This window comes from Phascolarctobacterium succinatutens, from assembly GCF_023497905.1.
Taxonomy (GTDB): Bacteria; Bacillota; Negativicutes; order Acidaminococcales; family Acidaminococcaceae; genus Phascolarctobacterium_A; species Phascolarctobacterium_A succinatutens.
In genome coordinates, this window is the sequence record NZ_CP097284.1 from 941217 (window position 1) to 961478 (window position 20262).

Sequence of the window (20262 nt, forward strand, 5' to 3'; positions counted from 1 at the left end):
GTCGGTGGCCGTTTTTGGATAAAGAGGGTTGAAGGAGGTTGCCTTAGTGCACAGATATGTTTTTCATATTCCCTGCGCTGTTTATGATAACGGTGCTTTGAAGCCTGCTCCGTGGCAGCAGGTGATAGACGATTTCGCCGAGGTGCTGTATAAGCATACGGACGGCTTTTTCGTGCAGGATGCCGTGGGCTATTATAAGGGACGCAGCTATGCGGAAAAGATGCTGGTGGCTTATACTGATGCCGATATAACAGATGATTTTGTGCGTATTGCCCGCATTTTGCAGCAGGAATGCTATGCCTACGAGCGTGACGGCGAGCTTTTTATCGCCAAGTGATGCCTGCGCTTTCAACGGATTACGTTTTTATGCAGCCTCGGTAAGAGGGAATAGCTGTTGCAGGCAGTAGCACAAAGCTTTGCAAATATGCTATAATAATATATTATGATTTAGATTTAGAGGTGCAAAAAACTATGGCACGCTTTGCTGTAAAGACATTAGAATTTGATAAAGTAAAAAATATGCTGGCCTCCAAGGCCGCAACCTTTTTAGGCAAGCAGGCAATAATTTCCCTGCAGATTGAAAGTGAATTCAGTAAGGTTAAGCGCCTGCAGGAGGAAACTGCGGAAGCGCTGCGCATTCTGGATGAAGGCAGACGTTTTCCCTTCGGCGGTGCTTTCAATATTACCGCTGACGTGAAGCGCGCGGAGCTTGGCAGCGTATTGGAGCCGGAGGAGCTGCAGCATATCCAGACAACGGTGCAGGCCTTTGCTTCGATGAAGGATTTTACTGCGGAAAATGCGGAAACTGCGCCTAATCTGGCTGAATACGGAGCGGAGCTGACGCAATTTAGTCGTCTGGAAAAGCAGATTGGCAGTGCGATTGATGAGTATGGCGAAATCAAGGACAACGCTTCGCCGAAGCTCGGCGGATTGCGTACAGCGATTCAGATTGCCAAAAATCGCGTGAAGGAAAAGCTCGACAGCATCCTGCATGACCCCAATAACCAGAAGTACTTCATGGATAACATTGTGACGATGCGCGGCGACCGTTACGTTATCCCTGTAAAGCAGGAATATAAGATGAATTTCCCCGGTATTGTGCATGACCAGAGCGGTACGGGTGCAACGCTGTTTATCGAGCCGCTGGCTGTTGTCAACCTGAACAATGATATCAAGCGTTATGTTGCAGAGGAGCACGAGGAAATGGAGCGTATTCTGCGTCAGCTCACGCAGAACGTGGGCGCGGAGGCGAAGGCGTTGCTGGCTTCGTTGGAAATCTTTACTACGCTGGACGTTATCTGCGCCAGAGCTTTGCTGGCGCAGGAGCAGCATGCGGTACGCCCGATGCTGGTGCTGTCCGGCGGCGTAGAAATTGCGCAGGGACGTCATCCGCTGCTGCCGAAGGATACGGTAGTGCCTTTGAATGTACAGCTGGGCGATAAATTTACCATGCTGCTGATTACCGGCCCTAACACAGGTGGTAAAACGGTAGCGCTGAAGGCTGTAGGCCTCTTTGCGCTGATGGCGCAGATTGGTCTGTTTATCCCCGCAAGCAGTGCAAAAATGCCGGTGTTCCGCGCAGTTTATGCGGATATCGGCGATGAGCAGAGCATTGAGCAGAGCCTGTCAACCTTCTCTGCCCATATGACGAATTTAATCAGCATTTTAAACGAGGTCAAGGCAGGAGATTTGGTGCTGATTGACGAAATCTGTGCCGGTACGGACCCGAACGAGGGCGCTGCGCTAGCTATGGCGATGCTGGAGCACCTGCATGAGCAGGGCGTGCTGACGATGGTAACAACCCACTACAGTGAGCTGAAAACCTTTGCCTACGGTCACGAGGGCATGGAAAATGCCAGCGTGGAGTTTGACCCTGTATCACTGCGTCCTACCTATCGCTTGCTGATGGGCGTACCGGGAAGCAGTAATGCCTTCAACATCAGTCGCCGTCTGGGTTTGGCTGAGGATATTATCAAAAATGCCGGTGAGCTGCTGAACCAGGAGCATGTGCATATGGAAAATGTACTGCAGGAGTTGGACAGCGAACGTCGCCGTTATGAAAGCGGCAGTAAGGAGATTGAGGACCTGCGCCGCGAAAGCGAGCAGCTGCGCAACGCGCTTGCTTATTCCAAGAGCGAGTTTGAGCGCCGTAAGAATGAAATGCTGCGCAAGGCGCGTGAGCAGGCGGATGAAATCTACCGCCGCAGCCGCCGTGAATCCGAAGCCGTACTGAAGGAGTTGCGCTCCATGAAGGCTGACTTCGATACGAAGCGCCTGGAGCAGGCGGCAGAGGAAGCGCGCAAGAAGCTCAACAAAACATTGAGCGAGGACGCACCGCTGCCGGAGGGCGCACCGTTATCTGCCAAGACGGCCAAGAAGGGCCTGAATGTCTTTGTTGTTTCCTTAGGGAAGAACGGTATTATCACCGATGTCAACGGCAACGATGTAACAGTGCAGGTTGGTATTCTGAAAATGACGGTGCCGGCAAAAAAATGCCTGCTGACCAAGGCACAGCCTGCGCATACCGATGCTGCGCCTAAAAAGCGTAAGGGCTTCAGCAAGAATGCTGCTGCCAATTACGCACACCAGATGTTCATTGCCAAATCAGGCAGTGCCAAACAGGAAATTGATTTGCGCGGGATGACGCTGGATGAAGCAATTCCCGTTGTAGATAAAGCTATTGATGATGCGCTGATTGCCGGTATCGGCCAGCTGCGCCTCATCCATGGCAAGGGAACCGGTGCCTTGCGCGCCGGCCTGACAGCATATCTGTCGACCAACCGCTTTGTCAAAAAGCTGGAAACGGCGGCGCTGGAGGCCGGTGGCAGCGGCGCTACGGTTATTGATTTGTAATTTTGAAAGGAGTATTTAACTATGACTATGAGTATTGCTGCAAAACACGCTAAGGGTAAATCTGCCCAAGATAAAATTTTCGGTGCTAACGCTGCTGCAGTGGCAGCTGCTGCCAAATACGGCAAGGATGCCGTTACCAACGCTACTATCGGCGCTATTTTGGACGAGGATGAAAAGCTCGTCTGCCTGCCGACTGTAGAAGAGGTTTTCCGCGGTCTTTCCACTAACGAAATGATTGCTTACGCACCTATCAGCGGTCTGCCTGAATATCTGGACTGCGTACTGACTGCTGCCTTCGGCAACTCCCGTCCGGAAGGCTACATTGCCGCAGTTGCAACCGCAGGCGGCACCGGTGCTATCCACCATGCTATCTGGAACTACACCGACAACGGTGATACCGTGCTCTGCTCCGACTGGTACTGGGGTGCTTACAAGGTGCTGTGCCAGGATATGGGCCGCAATTTCACCACCTATAAAATGCTGGACGAAAACAACAAATTCAACCTGCCTGCTTTAAAGGAAAAGGTTGACGAGCTGCTTGCTAAGCAGGATAACCTGCTGTATCTGCTGAACACTCCGGCGCACAATCCTACCGGCTACAGCCTGAGCGGCGAGGATATGGACGGCGTGCTGGCAATTCTGAAGGAAGCTGCCGTACCGGGCAAAAACATCGTTTTCTTCCTGGACGTTGCATACATTGATTATGCCGGCGAAAAAGAAGAAGTACGCAAAATCTTTAAAAAGCTTTCCGGCTTGCCTGCCAACATTCTCTGTATTGTAGGCTACAGCATGTCCAAAGGCTTCACTATGTACGGTCAGCGTACCGGCGCTATGATCGGCGTTTCCTCCGACAAGAGCGTTATTGACGAGTTCGCTGCTATCAACCAATACACCAGCCGTGCAACCTGGTCCAACATCAACCGTCCGGCTATGCGCACTCTGGCAACCATTTACAGCGATCCCGAGCTGCTGGCAAAGGTTTGCGCTGAGCGTGATTACTATTATCAGATGATTAAGGCACGTGCCGATCTGTTCGCTAAGGAAGCGGAAGAATGCGGTTTGCCGATGCTGCCGTATGTAGCAGGCTTCTTCCTGTCTATCCCCGCTAAAAACCCGGATGCAATCTGCGAAAAGCTGCATGAGGACAACATTTTTGCAGTTCCTCTGGCTGCAGGCGTGCGTATCGCTGTCTGCGCCGTACCTCTGAAGAAAATCAAGGGTATGGCTGTCAAGGTCAACGCTGCAATGCAAGCCGTTGGCGAATAAAATGCTTAAGCTGCAGTTGTCCAATGGACAAATTATCGAAGTAGAGGAGGGCAGCACTCTGCTGCCTTTAGCTCAAAGATTGAGCGATAAATATGCTTCTCCCATCGTTATGGGACTTTATAACGGTGAGGAATGTGACCTGCAGCGTCCGCTTACTGCCGACGGCACTGTTGATTTCGTGGAAGTCAACAATTCCGTAGGCATGCGTGTTTATGTGCGCACGCTGCTGTTTATGCTGATTGCGGCAACCAAAAAGCTTTATCCCGATGTACATCTGGAGGTGCGCAACTCTCTGGGAAGCGCACTCTACTGTAAGGATAACAGCGAGCGTAAGCTTACCGCTGAGGATATCCGCAGCATTGAAGAATATATGCACAAAATGGCAGAACGCAAAGAGTCTATTAAGCTGCTGCGTCTGCCTAAATCCGAGGCTATTGATATGGCCTGCGCCATCTGCAGCGATGATAACCTGGCGCTGCTGGCTCAGGTGCCGGATGACACCGTGCTGACGATTAACCTTCTGGAGGGCGTACCCGGTTATCTTTTCGGCCCCATGTGCCCGGATGCCGGTTATGTGCCTTGCTTTGAGCTGCTGCCGTATGCTGACGGCGTGATTATCAATTACCCTGACAACGGTAACTGGCAGGTGCTGCCGCCCTTTGTAGACCAGCCGCGCCTTAACGATGCCTATCAGGAGGCAGAAGAATGGTCGGCCATGATTCACTGCAATACTGTGGGCAAGCTCAATAAAATTATTGATTTAGGCTATGCCGAAAAGATTATTCAGGTAGCGGAAGCGCTGCATGAAAAGAAGCTGGCTAATATTGCCGATATTTTGGCAAGTCACCATGAGCTGAAGCTGGTGCTGATTGCAGGTCCGTCCTCCTCCGGCAAGACCTCTACGGCACAGCGTTTGAGCATTCAGATGGCAGTTAACGGCCTGCGTCCGATTGCCGTTTCTATGGATGACTATTATAAAAACCGTGTCGATTCGCCGCGTAAGGCTGACGGCAGCTATGACTTTGAATGTCTGGAGGCTATCGACCTGGAGCTGTTCAACGATCATCTGCAGCGTCTGCTGGCTGGTGAAAAGGTCAAAATGCCCAAGTACAATTTCCGCACCGGCTGCCGTGAATATCGCGGTAACGAGCTGCAGCTGCAGGAAAATTCCGTGCTGGTTATCGAAGGCATCCACGGCCTGAATGAGAAGCTGACACCGTCCGTACCGGCGGAACATAAAATAAAAATTTATGTCAGTGCGCTCACACCGATGTCCTTTGACGAGTATAACCGTATCCGTACTACCGATATGCGTCTGCTGCGCCGTATGGTGCGCGACAGCCAGTTTCGTTCGCATGATGCGGAAACTACGCTGAGAACCTGGTCCGACGTGCGTGATGGTGAAGAAAAATACATCTTCCCGTATCAGAGCAGTGCCGATATCATTTTCAACACTACGCTGATTTACGAATTAGCTGTGCTGAAAAAATATGCGGAGCCGCTGCTGCGTGCTGTACCGCAGTCCGCAGGCATGGCCTACACTACTGCGCACCGTCTTCTGAACATTTTAAGCTACGTTAAGCCGTTGGAGGATAATGTTATTCCTAATAACTCTATCCTGCGCGAATTTATCGGCGGCAGTGTGTTTAAGGACGCACTGTAATTGTAAAAAAAATAATGTTGTCATAGACCTGCTGCCCAAGCCGTGGCAGCAGACAGACGCAAATAAAAAAGCTGTTGTACGTGTGCTTGCGTACAACAGCTTTTGTGTTATGTGGTAAAAATTATTTGCGGACCATTTTGTCGAAGCGCTCCAGCAGGCCTGCCTTGAAGCAAAGCACCAGGCCGCCGACAGCGCCGACTGCTGCCTGCAGAATCTGGTAGGGCAGCTTGATGTAAGCGTAGTGCGGTGTGCTGTAAATAAAAGCACGTCCCAGAGAATAGCCTACAACCATAATAACAGCGCCAAGAATTACGCCGAGAGCAGCGCCCTTGAAGCTGACCTTGCCGCCGCGGTGTGCCAAGAGGCAGATAACAACAGCCTGAATGCCGTGAGTAACCAGAGAAACGAACATCGGTGTCGGGTAGAAGAATAAATCGCCCAAGAAAGCACCCACGCCGCCAACGATGAAGGCTGCTTTAGGATCGTCCAGCAGAATTGCTGCCGTGCAGATGATAACATCATTGAGATATAAGTGACCGCCCGGTACCGGCAGACCGAAGGAGCTCATCATAATATTGAGCGACATAAACAGTGCGGTGATACAGATTGCCAGGGTGGCATTGCTTTTTTGTGCTTTGTGTTCTATATGTTCCATATAAACATTCCCCTCTTTATAAGATGATAAAGACTATTATATCGCTGTTTGGTTATAATAATATTGCCAGAACAGAAAAATTATCTATGGTCAGATTAGCCGGGGAATTTCTTTCGCTAATTCTTCATAAAATTTTTGGTAGAATAAAGCAGGTATTTTTGGTATAATTATTGAATAGAGTATAGGAATAAGTAAAAAAATGGGAGGTCGCTATCGTGACAGAACTTAAGAAATTCAAACGTGTAGTTTTAAAGCTTAGTGGTGAAGCCCTGGCCGGTGAAAAAGGCTTTGGCATTGATCCGACAGTAGTATATGCTATGGCCAAGCAAATCAAGGCTGTAGTTGAGACAGGGGTAGAGGTTGCTATCGTTAACGGCGGCGGTAACTTCTGGCGCGGACTCAGCGGCAGCAACAAAGGCATGGACCGTGCTACTGCTGACTACATGGGAATGCTGGCAACCGTTATCAACTCTTTGGCGTTGCAGGATGCTTTGGAAAACTTAGAGGTTCCGACCCGTGTGCAGACCGCTATTGAAATGCGTCAGATTGCAGAACCCTACATTCGTCGCCGTGCTATCCGCCATATGGAAAAAGCAAGAGTCGTTATTTTTGCCGCAGGTACCGGTAACCCCTATTTCTCCACCGATACCACCGCTGCTCTGCGTGCTGCGGAAATCGAAGCAGATGCTATCCTGATGGCTAAAAAAGGCGTAGATGGTGTTTATGACAGCGACCCGGCAGTTAATCCGGATGCGAAGAAATTTGATGAGCTGCCTTACATCGAGGTTATCAAACGTCATCTCAGCGTAATGGATTCCACTGCAATCAGCCTGTGCATGGATAACAACATTCCTATTGTAGTATTTAATATTGATGAACCGGGTAACATTCTGCGTGCTGCTGCAGGCGAAAAAATTGGTACCCTGGTAGGAGGTAAGGAATAATGGCAACAGTTAATGAAATTATCAGCGGTATCGAGAGCAAGATGGAAAAATCCGTTGCTGCTCTGCGTGTGGATCTGGCAAGCCTGCGTGCTGGCCGTGCAACTCCCTCTCTGCTGGAGAAGGTTATGGTTGATTATTACGGTTCCCCGACACCTGTAACTCAGGTGGCAAGCGTAACCGTACCGGAACCGCGTATGATTGTTATTCAACCTTGGGAGAAAAACATTCTGAAGGATATCGAAAAAGCAATTATGAAATCCGACCTCGGTCTGAACCCGAACAGCGACGGTATCTGCATTCGTCTGAACCTGCCGCAGCTGACCGAAGAGCGTCGTAAGGACCTGGTTAAGGTTGTACATAAAAAAGCTGAGGAATACCGTGTTGTAGTCCGCAACCTGCGCCGTGATGCCAACGATGCTATCAAAAAGACCGAAAAGGCTAAGGAAATCACTGAGGACGAGGCTAAGAAGGGTACTGAAAAGGTACAGAAGCTGACAGATAAGGTTATGAAAGAAATCGACGCTGCAGCTGCTAACAAAGAAAAAGAAGTAATGGAAGTATAATGGAAATTCCACAGGTTTTGGCACTGCCTCTCAAGGAGGCTGCCCGTCGCCTGGAGGCCGCAGGCTGCAGCTATGAGGTGCAGTCTCTGCTGCCGCCGCGTGCAAGCGAGGCAGACTTTGAAGGTCGCGAGGTGCGCAGATATGTAGTAAGACAACAGCAGTTGTCTGCTAATAGATTAGCTCTTACCATTGTGTATAGATAAGGAAGGAGGTGCGACGAATGGCTCTGAAAATTGATAAGGATTCTTGCGTAGGCTGCGGTACTTGTGCTGCTACCTGCCCCGTTGGCGCTATTACTGAAGTTGACGGTAAATACGAAATCGGTGAAGACTGCGTAGAATGCGGCGCTTGCGCTGCTAGCTGCCCGGTTGGCGCTATTGAGTAATTCAAGACTGCAATGCAAAATCAGGAAGGCGGCCTCCCGCAAGAGGGAGGCACGCCTCTTCTTTAATCAGGGGAAAAGTAAAGAAAACTAAAAGCAAGTTACAAATTTTAGCGAAAGGCTTGATGCTTGTGTTTAGAGGCTTGTTTCAAACAAAAAATAAGACTAAGAATAATATCGTAATGCATACTGAGGATCTGGATATGCAGAATATTCCTCAGCATATTGCTATTATTATGGACGGTAACGGTCGCTGGGCTAAGGCTCAAGGCAAGGTGCGCACCTTTGGCCATCAGGCCGGAGCGGAAACACTGAAAACTATTGTCCGTGCAGCTGATAAGCTGGGAGTTAAGGTTATCAGTGCTTATGCATTTTCGACAGAAAACTGGAAGCGTCCGGTGACGGAAGTAAACTTCATCATGGAGCTTTTAAGCCGTTATCTGACCAATGAGATTGACGAATTTAACGAAAATAACGTACAGGTGCGTTTTATCGGCTCGCGTAAAGGTCTGCCAGAGATTGTGCAGCAGAAGATGGAGCACGCAATAGAGGCAACGAAAAACAACACCGGTATTATTTTGAATTTGGCTATAAACTACGGCGGACAAGCAGAAATCCTGCATGCTGTGCGTACTATTGCGGCGGAAGCTGCCAACGGTACTCTGGCCGTAGACGATATAGATAATAATGTAATTGAAAACCATTTGTATACCAAGGGCCTGCCTGCGCCGGATCTGCTTATCCGTCCGGGTGGTGATTTGCGTATCAGCAACTTTTTGCTCTGGCAGATTGCTTATGCGGAAATCTGGACGACCAAGGTGTTCTGGCCGGAGTTTACACCGGATCATCTGGTGGAGGCGATTTTGGCTTATCAGGGGCGTGAGCGCCGTTTCGGCGGCCTAATCAGCCGGTAAGACACCATATACGTCGTCAGTTCTCCTAGCAGTACGAGTATGTACGGCGTCGTCGCCCTTCCTCGTCTCCGGCATCTTCCCGGCTGCCTAGAGAAAGGTGAAAATAGGTAAGACGCCATATACTTCGTCAGGGCTCCAATTAATTTTATAATTCAAAGAAGGATGTATTTTAACTATGTTAACACGTATTATTACCGGTGTAATCGGTATTATTGCGGCAGTCGGCATTATCACCAAGGGTGGTATGCTTTTTAATGCTGCTGTTGCTGTTTTGGCTGCTGTGGCCTGGTACGAATACAACAAGATGGTGGAGAACAAGGGCTATCATGCCTACACGCTGACCGGTGGCGTGGGCGCACTGCTGATGGTGCTGGTTGCCGGCGCAGGCTATTATTTTGAGCTGGAGGGCGTTTATACGTTGGCATTTATTGTGATGCTCACAGCGCTGTTCTTCATTTTCAGTACGATTGAGGGCCTGTGGCTGCATTGCAACAGAGGCGAGCAGCATTGGGCAGAAAACAGTGCGCTTACTGCCTGGGGCATGCTGTACTGCGGTCTTTTGTTTGCGCACATTATTTTGCTGCGCACCTTTGACGGCGGTCCGCATATCGATTTGGGCTTCCGTGTATTTGAGTACGGCGAAATCTGCCTGTGGATTGTGCTTTTGGGCACCTGGGCAAGCGATACCTTTGCTTATTTCTTCGGTCGTGCCTTCGGTAAGACACCGTTCTGCAGCGTCAGCCCGAAGAAATCCTTTGAGGGCGCTGTTTGCGGCTTTGTAGGCTGCTTTGTGACCGTACTGTTTTTATGTATTATCTGCTTGGGCATTGCCCTGTGGCATGCTGTGGCAGTGGCGCTGGCGGTGGCAATTTTTGCTCCGGTCGGCGATTTGATCGAATCTATTGTCAAACGCAGCTTTGATATTAAGGATTCCGGTAAGATTTTCCCCGGTCACGGCGGTGTGCTGGACCGTTTCGACAGCCTGCTGTTTACGGCACCGGTTGTGTATTACCTGCTGATGATTATCAGCGCTTTATCTATGTTTCAAGAATAGAGGATAGCAAATGAAGAATATTTCTATTTTGGGCAGTACAGGCTCTATCGGTCGTCAGACCTTGGAGGTGGCTGCTGCCAATCCTGAAAAGCTGAAGGTACGCGCGTTGGCTGCGCATAAAAGCGATGAGCTTTTAGAGCAGCAGATTAAGCAGTTTGAGCCTGATATTGCCGTTTTGACGGATAAGGACGCTGCTAAGCGCTTGGTTGACCGCTATCACGGCAAGACGGAAATCTTAGCCGGGGAGGAAGGCCTTCTGACTGCCGCTACCTACGAGGGAGCGGATACGGTGCTTGGTTCTATGGTAGGCTATGCCGGCCTGCGCCCGACGTTGGCTGCTATTGCCTGCGGCAAGAACATTGCGTTGGCGAATAAGGAAACACTTGTTGCTGCCGGCAGCATTGTAATGGAGGCTGTGCGTAAGCATGGTGTAAGCCTGACTCCTGTGGATAGTGAGCACAGCGCTATTTTCCAATCTCTGCGCGGCGGTACGCAAAAGGAAGTCAAGCGTCTGATTATTACGGCGAGCGGCGGTCCCTTCCGCGGCAAAAAACGCAGTGAGCTGAAAAATGTAACTTTGGCGCAATGCCTCAATCACCCAAATTGGAGCATGGGGCAGAAGGTAACGCTTGATTCCTCTACACTGGCCAACAAGGGCCTGGAGGTTATGGAGGCACATTGGCTGTTTGATATGCCTTATGATAAAATTGCGGTCGTTGTGCATCCGCAGAGCATTGTACACAGCTTGGTAGAATTTTGCGACGGCAGTGTGATTGCTCAACTGGGTGTGCCTGATATGCGTTTGCCGATTCAGTTCGCTTTGAGCTGGCCGGAGCGCTATAATTACAGCTTTGAACAGCTTGATCTTGTTGCTGCGGGTAACCTTACTTTTGAAGCACCTGATTTAGAAGCATTTCCTTCCTTGAAGATTGCTATTGACTGCGGTAAGGCCGGCGGCACTCTGCCATGTGCCTTTAATGCTGCCAACGAGGAGGCTGTATATGCCTTTTTGGCAGGCAAAATTAAATATCTGGATATCCCTTATATCACTGCTACGGTTACAGCGCAGCATAACAATGTTCTGCGTCCGCAGCTGGAGGATATTGAAGCAACGGATGCCTGGGCGCGTGCTGCTGCCAAAGGGGTTATTGCTAAATTATAGACTGAAGGCCGGCAAAGCTTGCCGGCTATCGTAAGGAGGTAAAATGCTAACAATATTAGCCGCTGTTTTTGTTTTTGGTGTGCTGGTTACGGTACACGAATTCGGTCATTTTATTACGGCGAAGCTCACAGGTATGCGTGTTGATGAATTTGCCATCGGCTTTGGTCCTAAGCTGTATCAGCAAAAGGACGGCGATACTCTGTACAGCCTGCGGGCTATTCCGTTGGGTGGCTATAATAAAATCGCAGGCATGGATCCTGACGATCCGCCTGAACCGGGAACCTTTAAATCTAAGCCGATACCGTCCAGAATGCTGGTTATTCTGGCAGGTGCGCTGATGAATTTCCTGTTGCCTATTATTCTTTTCAGCGGTATTTTTATGCTGGAGGGCAGACAGGAGCTGGTGAATGAGCCAATCCTGGGTACTGTTGTAGACGGCATGGCTGCGGAAAGAGCAGGCCTGCGTAACGGCGACCGCATTCTGACGATTAACAATAAGCCTGTCGCTACCTGGACGGATGTTGTTACCAATTTGCGTGCGAGCGGAACTAATCCGGTAACGCTGACTGCAGAAAGTAAGGGCGCTGTAAAAAGCTACACCATGACTCCCGTGTATGACAGAGAGGCAGGCCGTCCCTTAATCGGCATCAGCCCTAAGTTCAACAAGGTCAGCCTTGGCTTTTTCGGCTCGATTAAAGAAGGCTGCGTCTATACAAAAAATATTATCGTTTCTATGCTGAACGGCCTGTACAAGATTGTTTCCGGTAAGGCTCCGGCTGAGGTGGCCGGTCCTATCGGTGTGGCGCAGATGGCCGGTCAGGTGGCGGAAAAGGGCATGCTGCCGTTGATTACCTTTGTTGCCTTTTTGAGCATCAATCTGGGCGTTATCAACCTGCTGCCGCTGCCGGCTCTGGACGGCGGACATTTTGTACTGCTGCTTTTGGAAGGCCTGCGCGGTAAACCGCTCGGCAGCAAGGCTATGACTAACATCCAGATGGTTGGTATTGCGCTGATTTTAGCGCTGACAGTATTTTCCACCTTTAAAGATATAACACGTTAAGAGGTGAACGAAAGTGATAGAACGTAGAAAAACCCGCCAGCTGCACGTAGGCAGCGTGGCTGTGGGCGGCGATGCTCCGATTGCCGTTCAGTCTATGACTAACACACATACAGACGATGCTGCTGCAACCTTGGAGCAGATTCAGCGTCTGGCAGATGCAGGCTGCGATATTATCCGCTGTGCCGTGCCTGATATGGCAGCGGCGGAGGGCCTGAAAACTATTTGTAAGGAAAGTCCGGTTCCTGTCATTGCCGATATTCATTTTGATTATAAGCTGGCTCTGGCAGCGATTGAAGCAGGTGTTGACGGCCTGCGCTTAAACCCCGGCAATATCGGCGGTGAAGAAAAGGTGCGCGCTGTGGTGGAAGCAGCGAAGGAACGCAATATTCCTATCCGCATCGGTGTCAACGCCGGCTCTCTGCCGAAGGATTTGCTGGAAAAATACGGCCATCCCACCGCGGAGGCTCTTGTGGAGGCGGCTTGGCGCCACGTGCGCATTCTCGAAGCGATGGATTACCGTAACATTAAGATTTCACTCAAAGCGCATGATGTGCCGCTGACACTGGAGGCTTATCGTCTGATGGCAGCGCAGTGTGATTATCCGCTGCATGTCGGCATTACGGAGGCAGGCACTGTCAACAGCGGTATTATCAAATCCGCAGTAGGCATCGGTACGCTGCTTGCCGAAGGCATCGGCGATACTATTCGCGTTTCGCTGACCGGTGACCCGGTGAACGAGGTGCGTGTAGCGTATGACATTCTGAAATCCCTTGGCCTGCGTGAGCACGGACCGACCTTAATCAGCTGTCCGACCTGCGGACGCACCCGCATCAGTCTGGAAAAGCTGGCGCTGGAGGTTGAACGCCGTCTGGCGGATGTTGAAGAACCCATTACGGTTGCCGTTATGGGCTGTGTGGTCAACGGACCCGGTGAAGCACGTGAGGCTGACGTCGGTATTGCCGGCGGCATCGGCGAGGGACTGGTATTCCGCAAGGGCGAAATCCTGCGCAAGGTTCCCGAAGATCAGCTTGTAAGCGAGCTTTTTGCTGAAATAGATAAAATTTTACTTGAGAGGAAGGTATCCCGTTAATGAAAGTTTCTAAAATGTATGCACCCACTCTGCGTGAGGTTCCGTCCGAGGCTGAAATCCCGAGCCATCAGCTGCTGCTGCGTGCCGGTTTTATGCGTAAATCCACCAATGGCATGTACACCTATCTGCCACTGGCTTGGCGTGTTATTAAAAAAATCGAAAATATTATCCGTGAAGAGATGGACCATGCAGGCTGCCAGGAAATCATGATGCCGATTATGCAGCCGGCAGAAATCTGGAAGGAAAGCGGCCGTTGGGACGCTTACGGTGCAGAAATGGTACGCTTGAAGGACCGTCACGGCCACGAATACTGCCTTGGTCCTACCCACGAGGAAATGGTTACTACTCTGGTTAAGAACGATGTGCGTTCCTACCGCCAGCTGCCGCTGAACCTGTACCAGATTCAGGACAAATTCCGTGACGAACGCCGTCCGCGCTTCGGCCTGATGCGCAGCCGTGACTTCATTATGAAGGATGGCTATTCCTTCGACCGTGATGAAGCAGGTCTGGACGTTTCCTATAAGGCTATGTATGATGCTTATGACAAAATCTTTACCCGCTGCGGTCTTAACTTCCGTCCGGTAGAAGCAGACAGCGGTGCTATCGGCGGTACCGGTAGCCATGAGTTCATGGTGCTGGCAGACAGCGGTGAAGCAGAAATTACCTACTGCACCAAATGCGATTACGCTGCCGATATCGAAAAGGCAGAGCTGTATCCGATAAAGGCTCCGGCAGAAGAAATGCAGGAGCTGAGCGAGGTTGAAACTCCGAACTGCAAGACTATTGCCGACGTTTGCGCTTTCCTCAACGCTCCGATTGAAAAATCCGTAAAAGCTGTTGCATACCAATGCGAAAAAGGCCTGGTACTGTGCTTCGTTCGCGGTGACCACGAGGTTAACGAAACCAAAGTACAAAACACCGTAGGCGCAGTTGAGCTGGAAATGGCTGAGGCAGAGCTGTTGGCTAAGGCTGGCACTGTCGGTGGTTATATGGGCCCTGTAGGCCTTGATCCCGAAAAGGTTATTATCGTTTGCGATGCAACCGTTATGAATATGCACAATGTTTGCTGTGGTGCTAACCATGAAGGCTTCCACTACATCAACGCTAATCCGGGCCGTGACTTCACTCCGACCTACGTTGCCGATATCCGTCTGATGGCTGAAGGCGATCCCTGCCCGCACTGCGGCGCTCCGATTGCTAAGGCTCGCGGTATCGAAGCAGGCCAGGTATTCAAGCTGCACACCAAATACAGCGCAGCTATGAAATGTACCTATCTGGATGAAAACGGCAAAGAGCAGCCGATGGTAATGGGCTGCTACGGTATCGGCGTTGGCCGTACTATGGCTGCCTGCGTTGAACAGAGCCATGATGCCGACGGCATGATCTGGCCTGTTGCTATTGCTCCGTATGAAGTACTTGTTGTACCTGTAAACGTAAAGGACGAAGCATCCTTTGCTAAGGCTGAGAAAATTTACAACGAGCTGCACAAAGCAGGCGTTGAGGTTGTTATCGACGACCGCAAGGAGCGTCCGGGCGTAAAATTCAAGGACGCAGATTTGATCGGCTATCCGCTGCGCGTAGTTGTAGGTCCTAAGACTCTGCAGACCGGCGAGCTGGAAGTAAAAGTTCGTAAGACCGGCGAAGTAAGCATGCTGCCGCTGGACGGTGATTATATCACTGCTATCAAGGAGATGCTGCAAAAGCTGTAAAAATAACTCAGTTCCCGTGTCTGCGCCCGGCGCAGGCAGAGGGAACAGAAGCTGTGAGGTGATACTGGCATGGATTTAATTAATACTTCTTTTTTGCATAACAAAGAGGTTGTTATGGTTATCAGGCTGGTTGTTGCTGCAATTCTCGGCGGTATTGTCGGTATAGAAAGAGGCAGTGGTGACCGTCCTGCCGGTTTCCGTACACATATTCTTGTGTGCGTGGGCTCGGCGCTGTTTATGCTCGTTTCGCTTTACGGCTTTGATGATGTCTATCCTCAGACTGCCAAGCTGGAGGAGGATATCGGCCAACGCCGTGACTCGGCGCGTATTGCAGCCCAGGTTGTCAGCGGCATAGGCTTTCTCGGTGCAGGCACCATTCTGCACGAGGGTTTAACTATTCGCGGTCTGACAACTGCTGCCAGTCTGTGGATGGTTTCCGCAATCGGCCTTGCTGCCGGCAGCGGTATGTACTTCCTCAGCAGCGTGGCAACCATTATCACCATGATAACTCTGGTTACATTCCATACCTGGGAAAAGCGCTTTGCTGCCAACAGCCGCAGTGACCGCAAGTTTATCCGCATCATTACTACAAACCGTTCCGGTGCTATCACCGATGTTACCGGTTATCTGTCGCTCAACGGCGTGCAGGTAAAATCACTGAACGTAAAGCGTGATAAGGAAAAGAATCGTCTGGTGTTGGAGGTCTTTCTGAAGCTCGGCAAGACTGCGCCCGATGGCGGAGATTTGGTTAGAGGGTTGCAGGGGATTGAGGGTGTTGTTGGTGTCGAAAATATGAGATAACCTATAGCACGCCATCTGCGGTGTTGCGTCGCCTCGACGTACTAAAAGTACGCCGTCGGCATCCGCGCCTAGCATCTGACGCACTCTAGCTTATCTCAGAAAAATAGAAGATAGCACACCATCTGCGTTGTTGCGTCGCCTCGACGTACTAAAAGTACGCCGTCGGCATCCGCGCCTAGCATCTGACGCACTCTAGCTTATCTCAGAAAAATAGAAGATAGCACACCATCTGCGTTGTTGCGTCGCCTCGACGTACTAAAAGTACGCCGTCGGCATCCGCGCCTAGCATCTGACGCACTCTAGCTTATCTCAGAAAAATAGAAGATAGCACACCATCTGCGTTGTTGCGTTGCCTCAACGTACATCATAATCCAACAACTTCTCCCGTCATTATTAGGAAAGGATTTAATGTGAATAAAAAATATTGCCTGATTCCTGATGAAGAAAAATTTTATAGTTTTTTAGCTTCGATGACCTTTTCCTCGGTGGAACTGATGCAGCTGAAGCTGATGCATATCAATCAGATTTGTGTAGACGAGTCTGCCTGTCAGTGGGAGGTGCACTTTAGCTGTGCCGCCCATCTTACCGGCGGTTTGCTGCAGAAGGCGGCGCAGCAGCTTGCAGCCGCTTTTTCTTTGCAAAGCGTAGATATGATTTGCGACGGCGATGGCTCCAAATGCCAGGTGATGCAGCGTGAGCCGCAGGCAGAGGTAGAGATTACCGACTGCACCGGCGAGCCGTTGCCGGAGGAAATTCCTTTACCGCCGGAGCCGCCTGATATTGAAATCGGCGAAACTCTGCCGCCGGAGCCTCCTTGTGAAGTGTCCTACAACAATCCGGAGGAGGACCCCGAGTATCTGCAGGCCATGGCAGCCTTATACGGTGAAAAGAAGGCTGACGGCCAGCTGTGGGGCAAAAAAATTAAGGGTACGCCACGTAAGCTGGATACCGTGACAGAGGAAGAGCGCAACGTTGTTATCGAAGGCACCTTTGTCAAAAGTCTGGATAAGGACGGTGCGCTGCAGACCTTTATTGATAAGGAAACGCGCGTGGGTTCTATTGTGCTTACCTTTAACGTTAGTGATGATACCGGCGGTATTTTCGTTAAGCTGCGTTTTGACAAGCGTGACGGCGGCGATCCTCGCAAGGAATGCAACGAGTTCAAAAATCTGCTGAAGCCCGGTATGCGCCTGCGTCTGCAGGGTGATGTTGCGCCAGACCGCTTTGCCTTTGACGAGATGTGCATGGTGCCTCGCGGCATTATGAAGCTCGATGCTAAGGAGGAGCGCATGGATAATGCCGAGGTCAAGAGGGTTGAGCTGCATTGCCATACGAAGATGAGTAAGCTTGATGGCCTGACGCCGATGGAGGGCCTCGTCAAGCAGGCAATCCGTTGGGGCCACAAGGCTTTGGCGATTACCGACCATGGCGTAGTGCAGGCCTTTCCGTTCTGCTTTGATGCGGCGGAGGGCAGTGACCTGAAGCTGATTTTCGGCATGGAGGGTTATCTTATCAGCGACCGCCAGACGAAGGACGATGCCGTTGATACGGAAAATCCCGATGCTGCGACTAAGGGTAAGAGTAAAATCAGCAGTCACCATATTATTATTCTGGCGAAGAATGAAATCGGTCTGCGTAACCTGTACCAGCTCGTTACTATCAGCCATCTGCGTTATCTGAATAAGCGTCCGCTGCTGCCGCGCGCTGTTATCGAGGAGCATCGTGAAGGTCTGGTTCTCGGCTCGGCCTGCGAGGCGGGCGAGCTGTATCGCGCGGTGCGCTTAGGTGCGAGCGATGAGGAGCTGGAGGAAATAGCCGGCTTTTATGATTATCTGGAAATTCAGCCTACGGGCAATAACCAGTTTTTGGTGCGCGAAAATTACTGCACGGAGGAGGATTTGCGGGAGCATAACCGCAAAATCTATGAGCTGGGCAAACGCTTGGGCAAGCTGACTGTAGCAACCTGCGACGTGCATTTCCTCAATCCTGAGGATGCGCAGCTGCGTGCGATTCTGCAGGCCGGTCAGGGTTATAAGGATGCGGATTTGCAGCCGCCGCTGTATCTGCATACTACAGAGGAGATGCTTGAGGAGTTCTCTTATCTGGGAGAGGAAGCAGCCTACGAGGTTGTTGTTACCAATACCAATAAGATTGCGGATATGATTGAACGCATTAAGCCTGTTCCCGACCGCGATCAGCTGTATTCGCCTTCTATTCCCGGTGCGGAGGATGCCGTGCGTGATTTGTCCTATGCCAAAGCGCATGAATGGTACGGCGAAAAGCTGCCGCAGATTGTTGAGGACCGCTTGAAGATGGAACTGGACGCTATTATCGGCCACGGCTTCTCTGTATTGTATTACATTGCGCATAAGCTGGTTAAGCATTCTATCGACCGCGGTTACTTGGTAGGCTCGCGTGGCAGCGTAGGCTCGTCCTTTGTTGCTACGATGTTGGATATTACCGAGGTTAATGCGCTGAAGCCGCATTACCGCTGTCCGAATTGCCGTCACAGCGAATTCTTTATGAACAATGAGGTAGACAGCGGCTTTGACCTGCCGCCGAAGGATTGTCCCGAATGCGGTACGAGGATGCTGCGCGACGGTCACGATATCCCGTTCGCGGTTTTCCTGGGCTTCCACGGTGATAAGGTTCCTGATATTGATTTGAACTTCTCCGGCGGTATCGATCCCGATGATCCGTCCGCTATGTCCGACCAGAGCGTAGCGCACAAGTACACCGAGGAGCTTTTCGGCCGCGATAACGTTTGCCGCGCCGGTACGATTGCTACTATCGCCAATAAAACGGCGATAGGCTTTATCAGAAAATATTACGAGAGCAAGAATCTGCATGTGCATCCGGCGCATGTGGCTGCGCTGGTTGAAGGCTTTGCCGGCATCAAGCGCACTACAGGCCAGCATCCCGGCGGCATCATGGTTGTGCCGCGTAATATGGATATCCATTATATTACGCCGATGAACCGTCCTGCCGATGATAAGGATGGCACTACGATTACTACTCACTACGATTATCACAGCATCAATGATCGTCTGGTTAAGCTGGATATTCTGGGCCACGATGATCCGATGGTTCTGAAGATGCTGGAAAAATATCTGCAGGAGGACGTAGATCCTAACTTTGATCCCAAGAAGATTCCTGTGGGCGATGAAGAAACGATGCGTATCTTCCAGGATACAACCTCCCTCGGCGTTACGCCGGAGCAGATTGACAGTGCCGTAGGCACCTTCGGTATCCCAGAATGCGGTACGAAGTTTGTGCGTCAGATGATCAGCGACGTACAGCCGAAAAAATTCAGTGAGGTTGTGCGTGTATCCGGTTATTCGCATGGTACGGACGTATGGCTGAACAATGCGCAGGATTTGATTAAGGAAGGCAAGCCTGTTGCCGAAACTATTTCTACACGTGACGACGTTATGACGCACTTGATTTCCAAGGGCGTGGAACCCAGTCTGGCGTTTAAGACGATGGAGCACGTGCGTAAGGGCAAGGCGGCGAAAAAAGGTCTGGAGCCGAAGATGCTCGAGGCTATGCGCGCAGTAAATATTCCCGAATGGTATATCAAGTCCTGCGAAAAGGTACAGTATCTGTTCCCGAAGGCGCACGCCGTTGCGTACGTTCTTATGGCCTACCGTATTGCCTATTGCAAGGTGCATTATCCGAAAGAGTTTTATGCGGCGTACTTTACGGTACGTGCCAAGGATTTTGACTACACCCATGTTTCCAAGGGCAAGAGCTATGTAAAGAATTTTATCAAGAATGTTTACCAGCAGGGCTTCAAGGCTTCGCCTCTGGATAAAACGACTGTCACCTATCTGGAGCTGGTAAATGAGATGCTGGAGCGCGGTCTGAGCTTTGATAAGATGGATTTATATAAGTCGGACCCGATTAAATTCCTGGTTACGGAAAACGGCCTGCGTCCGCCTTTGGCTGCCTTGGGCGGTGTAGGTGAAAACGCTGCCAAGAGCATTGCTGCGGCGAGGGACATCAACCGGCCGTTTATCTCTCAGGAGGATTTGCGCCAGCGTTCCGGTGTCAACAAGAGTGTCATCGAAAAGCTGGCAGACATGGGCGTTTTGGGCGATTTGCCGGAAAATAACCAGATTGATTTGTTTGCCTGAGATAGGAGAT

17 protein-coding genes are annotated in these 20262 nt (G+C 50.7%); 16 read left to right on the top strand and 1 reads right to left on the bottom strand.

From position 1 onward, the window contains the following. Window positions 1-46: 46 nt before the first annotated feature. The 4 genes from M5E81_RS04480 (at window position 47) to M5E81_RS04495 (ending at window position 5782) form a co-directional block, all read left to right on the top strand. Window positions 47-337, top strand: coding sequence for a hypothetical protein (locus M5E81_RS04480; protein ID WP_249747973.1), 291 nt, complete (start codon window positions 47-49; stop codon window positions 335-337). Window positions 338-471: 134 nt separating this feature from the next. Beyond that, window positions 472-2853, top strand: coding sequence for an endonuclease MutS2 (locus M5E81_RS04485; RefSeq protein WP_249747974.1), 2382 nt, complete (start codon window positions 472-474; stop codon window positions 2851-2853). A gap of 21 nt (window positions 2854-2874) precedes the next feature. Next, on the top strand, window positions 2875-4119 hold the full coding sequence (locus M5E81_RS04490) for a pyridoxal phosphate-dependent aminotransferase (protein ID WP_009146282.1): 1245 nt from the start codon (window positions 2875-2877) through the stop codon (window positions 4117-4119). A gap of 1 nt (window position 4120) precedes the next feature. Further along, a complete protein-coding gene (locus M5E81_RS04495) occupies window positions 4121-5782 on the top strand; it encodes a nucleoside kinase (protein ID WP_009146283.1) in 1662 nt (553 codons plus the stop codon). A 121-nt stretch (window positions 5783-5903) separates the two neighbouring features. On the opposite strand, the gene M5E81_RS04500 is transcribed toward M5E81_RS04495, so the two are convergent. Beyond that, window positions 5904-6437, bottom strand: coding sequence for an ECF transporter S component (locus tag M5E81_RS04500; protein ID WP_009146284.1), 534 nt, complete (start codon window positions 6435-6437; stop codon window positions 5904-5906). A 215-nt stretch (window positions 6438-6652) separates the two neighbouring features. On the opposite strand from M5E81_RS04500, the gene pyrH reads away from it, so the two are divergent. The 12 genes from pyrH to M5E81_RS04560 all read left to right on the top strand — a co-directional run bounded on the left by pyrH (window position 6653) and on the right by M5E81_RS04560 (window position 20252). Then, window positions 6653-7381: a UMP kinase gene (gene pyrH / locus M5E81_RS04505; protein ID WP_009146286.1), complete on the top strand. Its 729-nt coding sequence runs from the start codon at window positions 6653-6655 to the stop codon at window positions 7379-7381. Further along, window positions 7381-7944, top strand: a complete 564-nt coding sequence (gene frr / locus M5E81_RS04510; protein WP_009146287.1) for a ribosome recycling factor — start codon at window positions 7381-7383, stop codon at window positions 7942-7944. The genes pyrH and frr overlap by 1 nt, the downstream gene beginning before the upstream one ends. Next, window positions 7944-8147, top strand: a complete 204-nt coding sequence (locus tag M5E81_RS04515; protein WP_009146288.1) for a hypothetical protein — start codon at window positions 7944-7946, stop codon at window positions 8145-8147. The genes frr and M5E81_RS04515 overlap by 1 nt, the downstream gene beginning before the upstream one ends. Before the next feature lie 17 nt (window positions 8148-8164). Further along, window positions 8165-8329: a 4Fe-4S binding protein gene (locus M5E81_RS04520; RefSeq protein WP_009146289.1), complete on the top strand. Its 165-nt coding sequence runs from the start codon at window positions 8165-8167 to the stop codon at window positions 8327-8329. 122 nt (window positions 8330-8451) lie between these two features. Next, complete coding sequence (locus tag M5E81_RS04525; protein ID WP_009146290.1) at window positions 8452-9240, top strand: isoprenyl transferase; 789 nt, start codon at window positions 8452-8454, stop codon at window positions 9238-9240. A gap of 175 nt (window positions 9241-9415) precedes the next feature. Beyond that, window positions 9416-10294, top strand: a complete 879-nt coding sequence (locus M5E81_RS04530) for a phosphatidate cytidylyltransferase (RefSeq protein WP_249747975.1) — start codon at window positions 9416-9418, stop codon at window positions 10292-10294. Window positions 10295-10304: 10 nt separating this feature from the next. Then, window positions 10305-11456, top strand: coding sequence for a 1-deoxy-D-xylulose-5-phosphate reductoisomerase (locus tag M5E81_RS04535; protein ID WP_249747976.1), 1152 nt, complete (start codon window positions 10305-10307; stop codon window positions 11454-11456). A 43-nt stretch (window positions 11457-11499) separates the two neighbouring features. Beyond that, the gene (gene rseP, locus M5E81_RS04540) at window positions 11500-12516 is read left to right on the top strand and encodes an RIP metalloprotease RseP (protein ID WP_249747977.1); all 1017 of its coding nucleotides are present in this window, start codon (window positions 11500-11502) and stop codon (window positions 12514-12516) included. Window positions 12517-12532: 16 nt separating this feature from the next. Then, the gene (ispG, locus tag M5E81_RS04545; RefSeq protein ID WP_087942322.1) at window positions 12533-13606 is read left to right on the top strand and encodes a flavodoxin-dependent (E)-4-hydroxy-3-methylbut-2-enyl-diphosphate synthase; all 1074 of its coding nucleotides are present in this window, start codon (window positions 12533-12535) and stop codon (window positions 13604-13606) included. Continuing rightward, complete coding sequence (locus M5E81_RS04550; protein WP_009146295.1) at window positions 13606-15315, top strand: proline--tRNA ligase; 1710 nt, start codon at window positions 13606-13608, stop codon at window positions 15313-15315. The genes ispG and M5E81_RS04550 overlap by 1 nt, the downstream gene beginning before the upstream one ends. A 69-nt stretch (window positions 15316-15384) precedes the next feature. Beyond that, a complete protein-coding gene (locus tag M5E81_RS04555) occupies window positions 15385-16116 on the top strand; it encodes an MgtC/SapB family protein (RefSeq protein WP_249747978.1) in 732 nt (243 codons plus the stop codon). A 410-nt stretch (window positions 16117-16526) separates the two neighbouring features. Then, entirely contained in the window at window positions 16527-20252 is a 3726-nt protein-coding gene (locus M5E81_RS04560; RefSeq protein ID WP_249747979.1) for a PolC-type DNA polymerase III, read from the top strand. The last annotated feature ends 10 nt before the right edge of the window (window positions 20253-20262 follow it).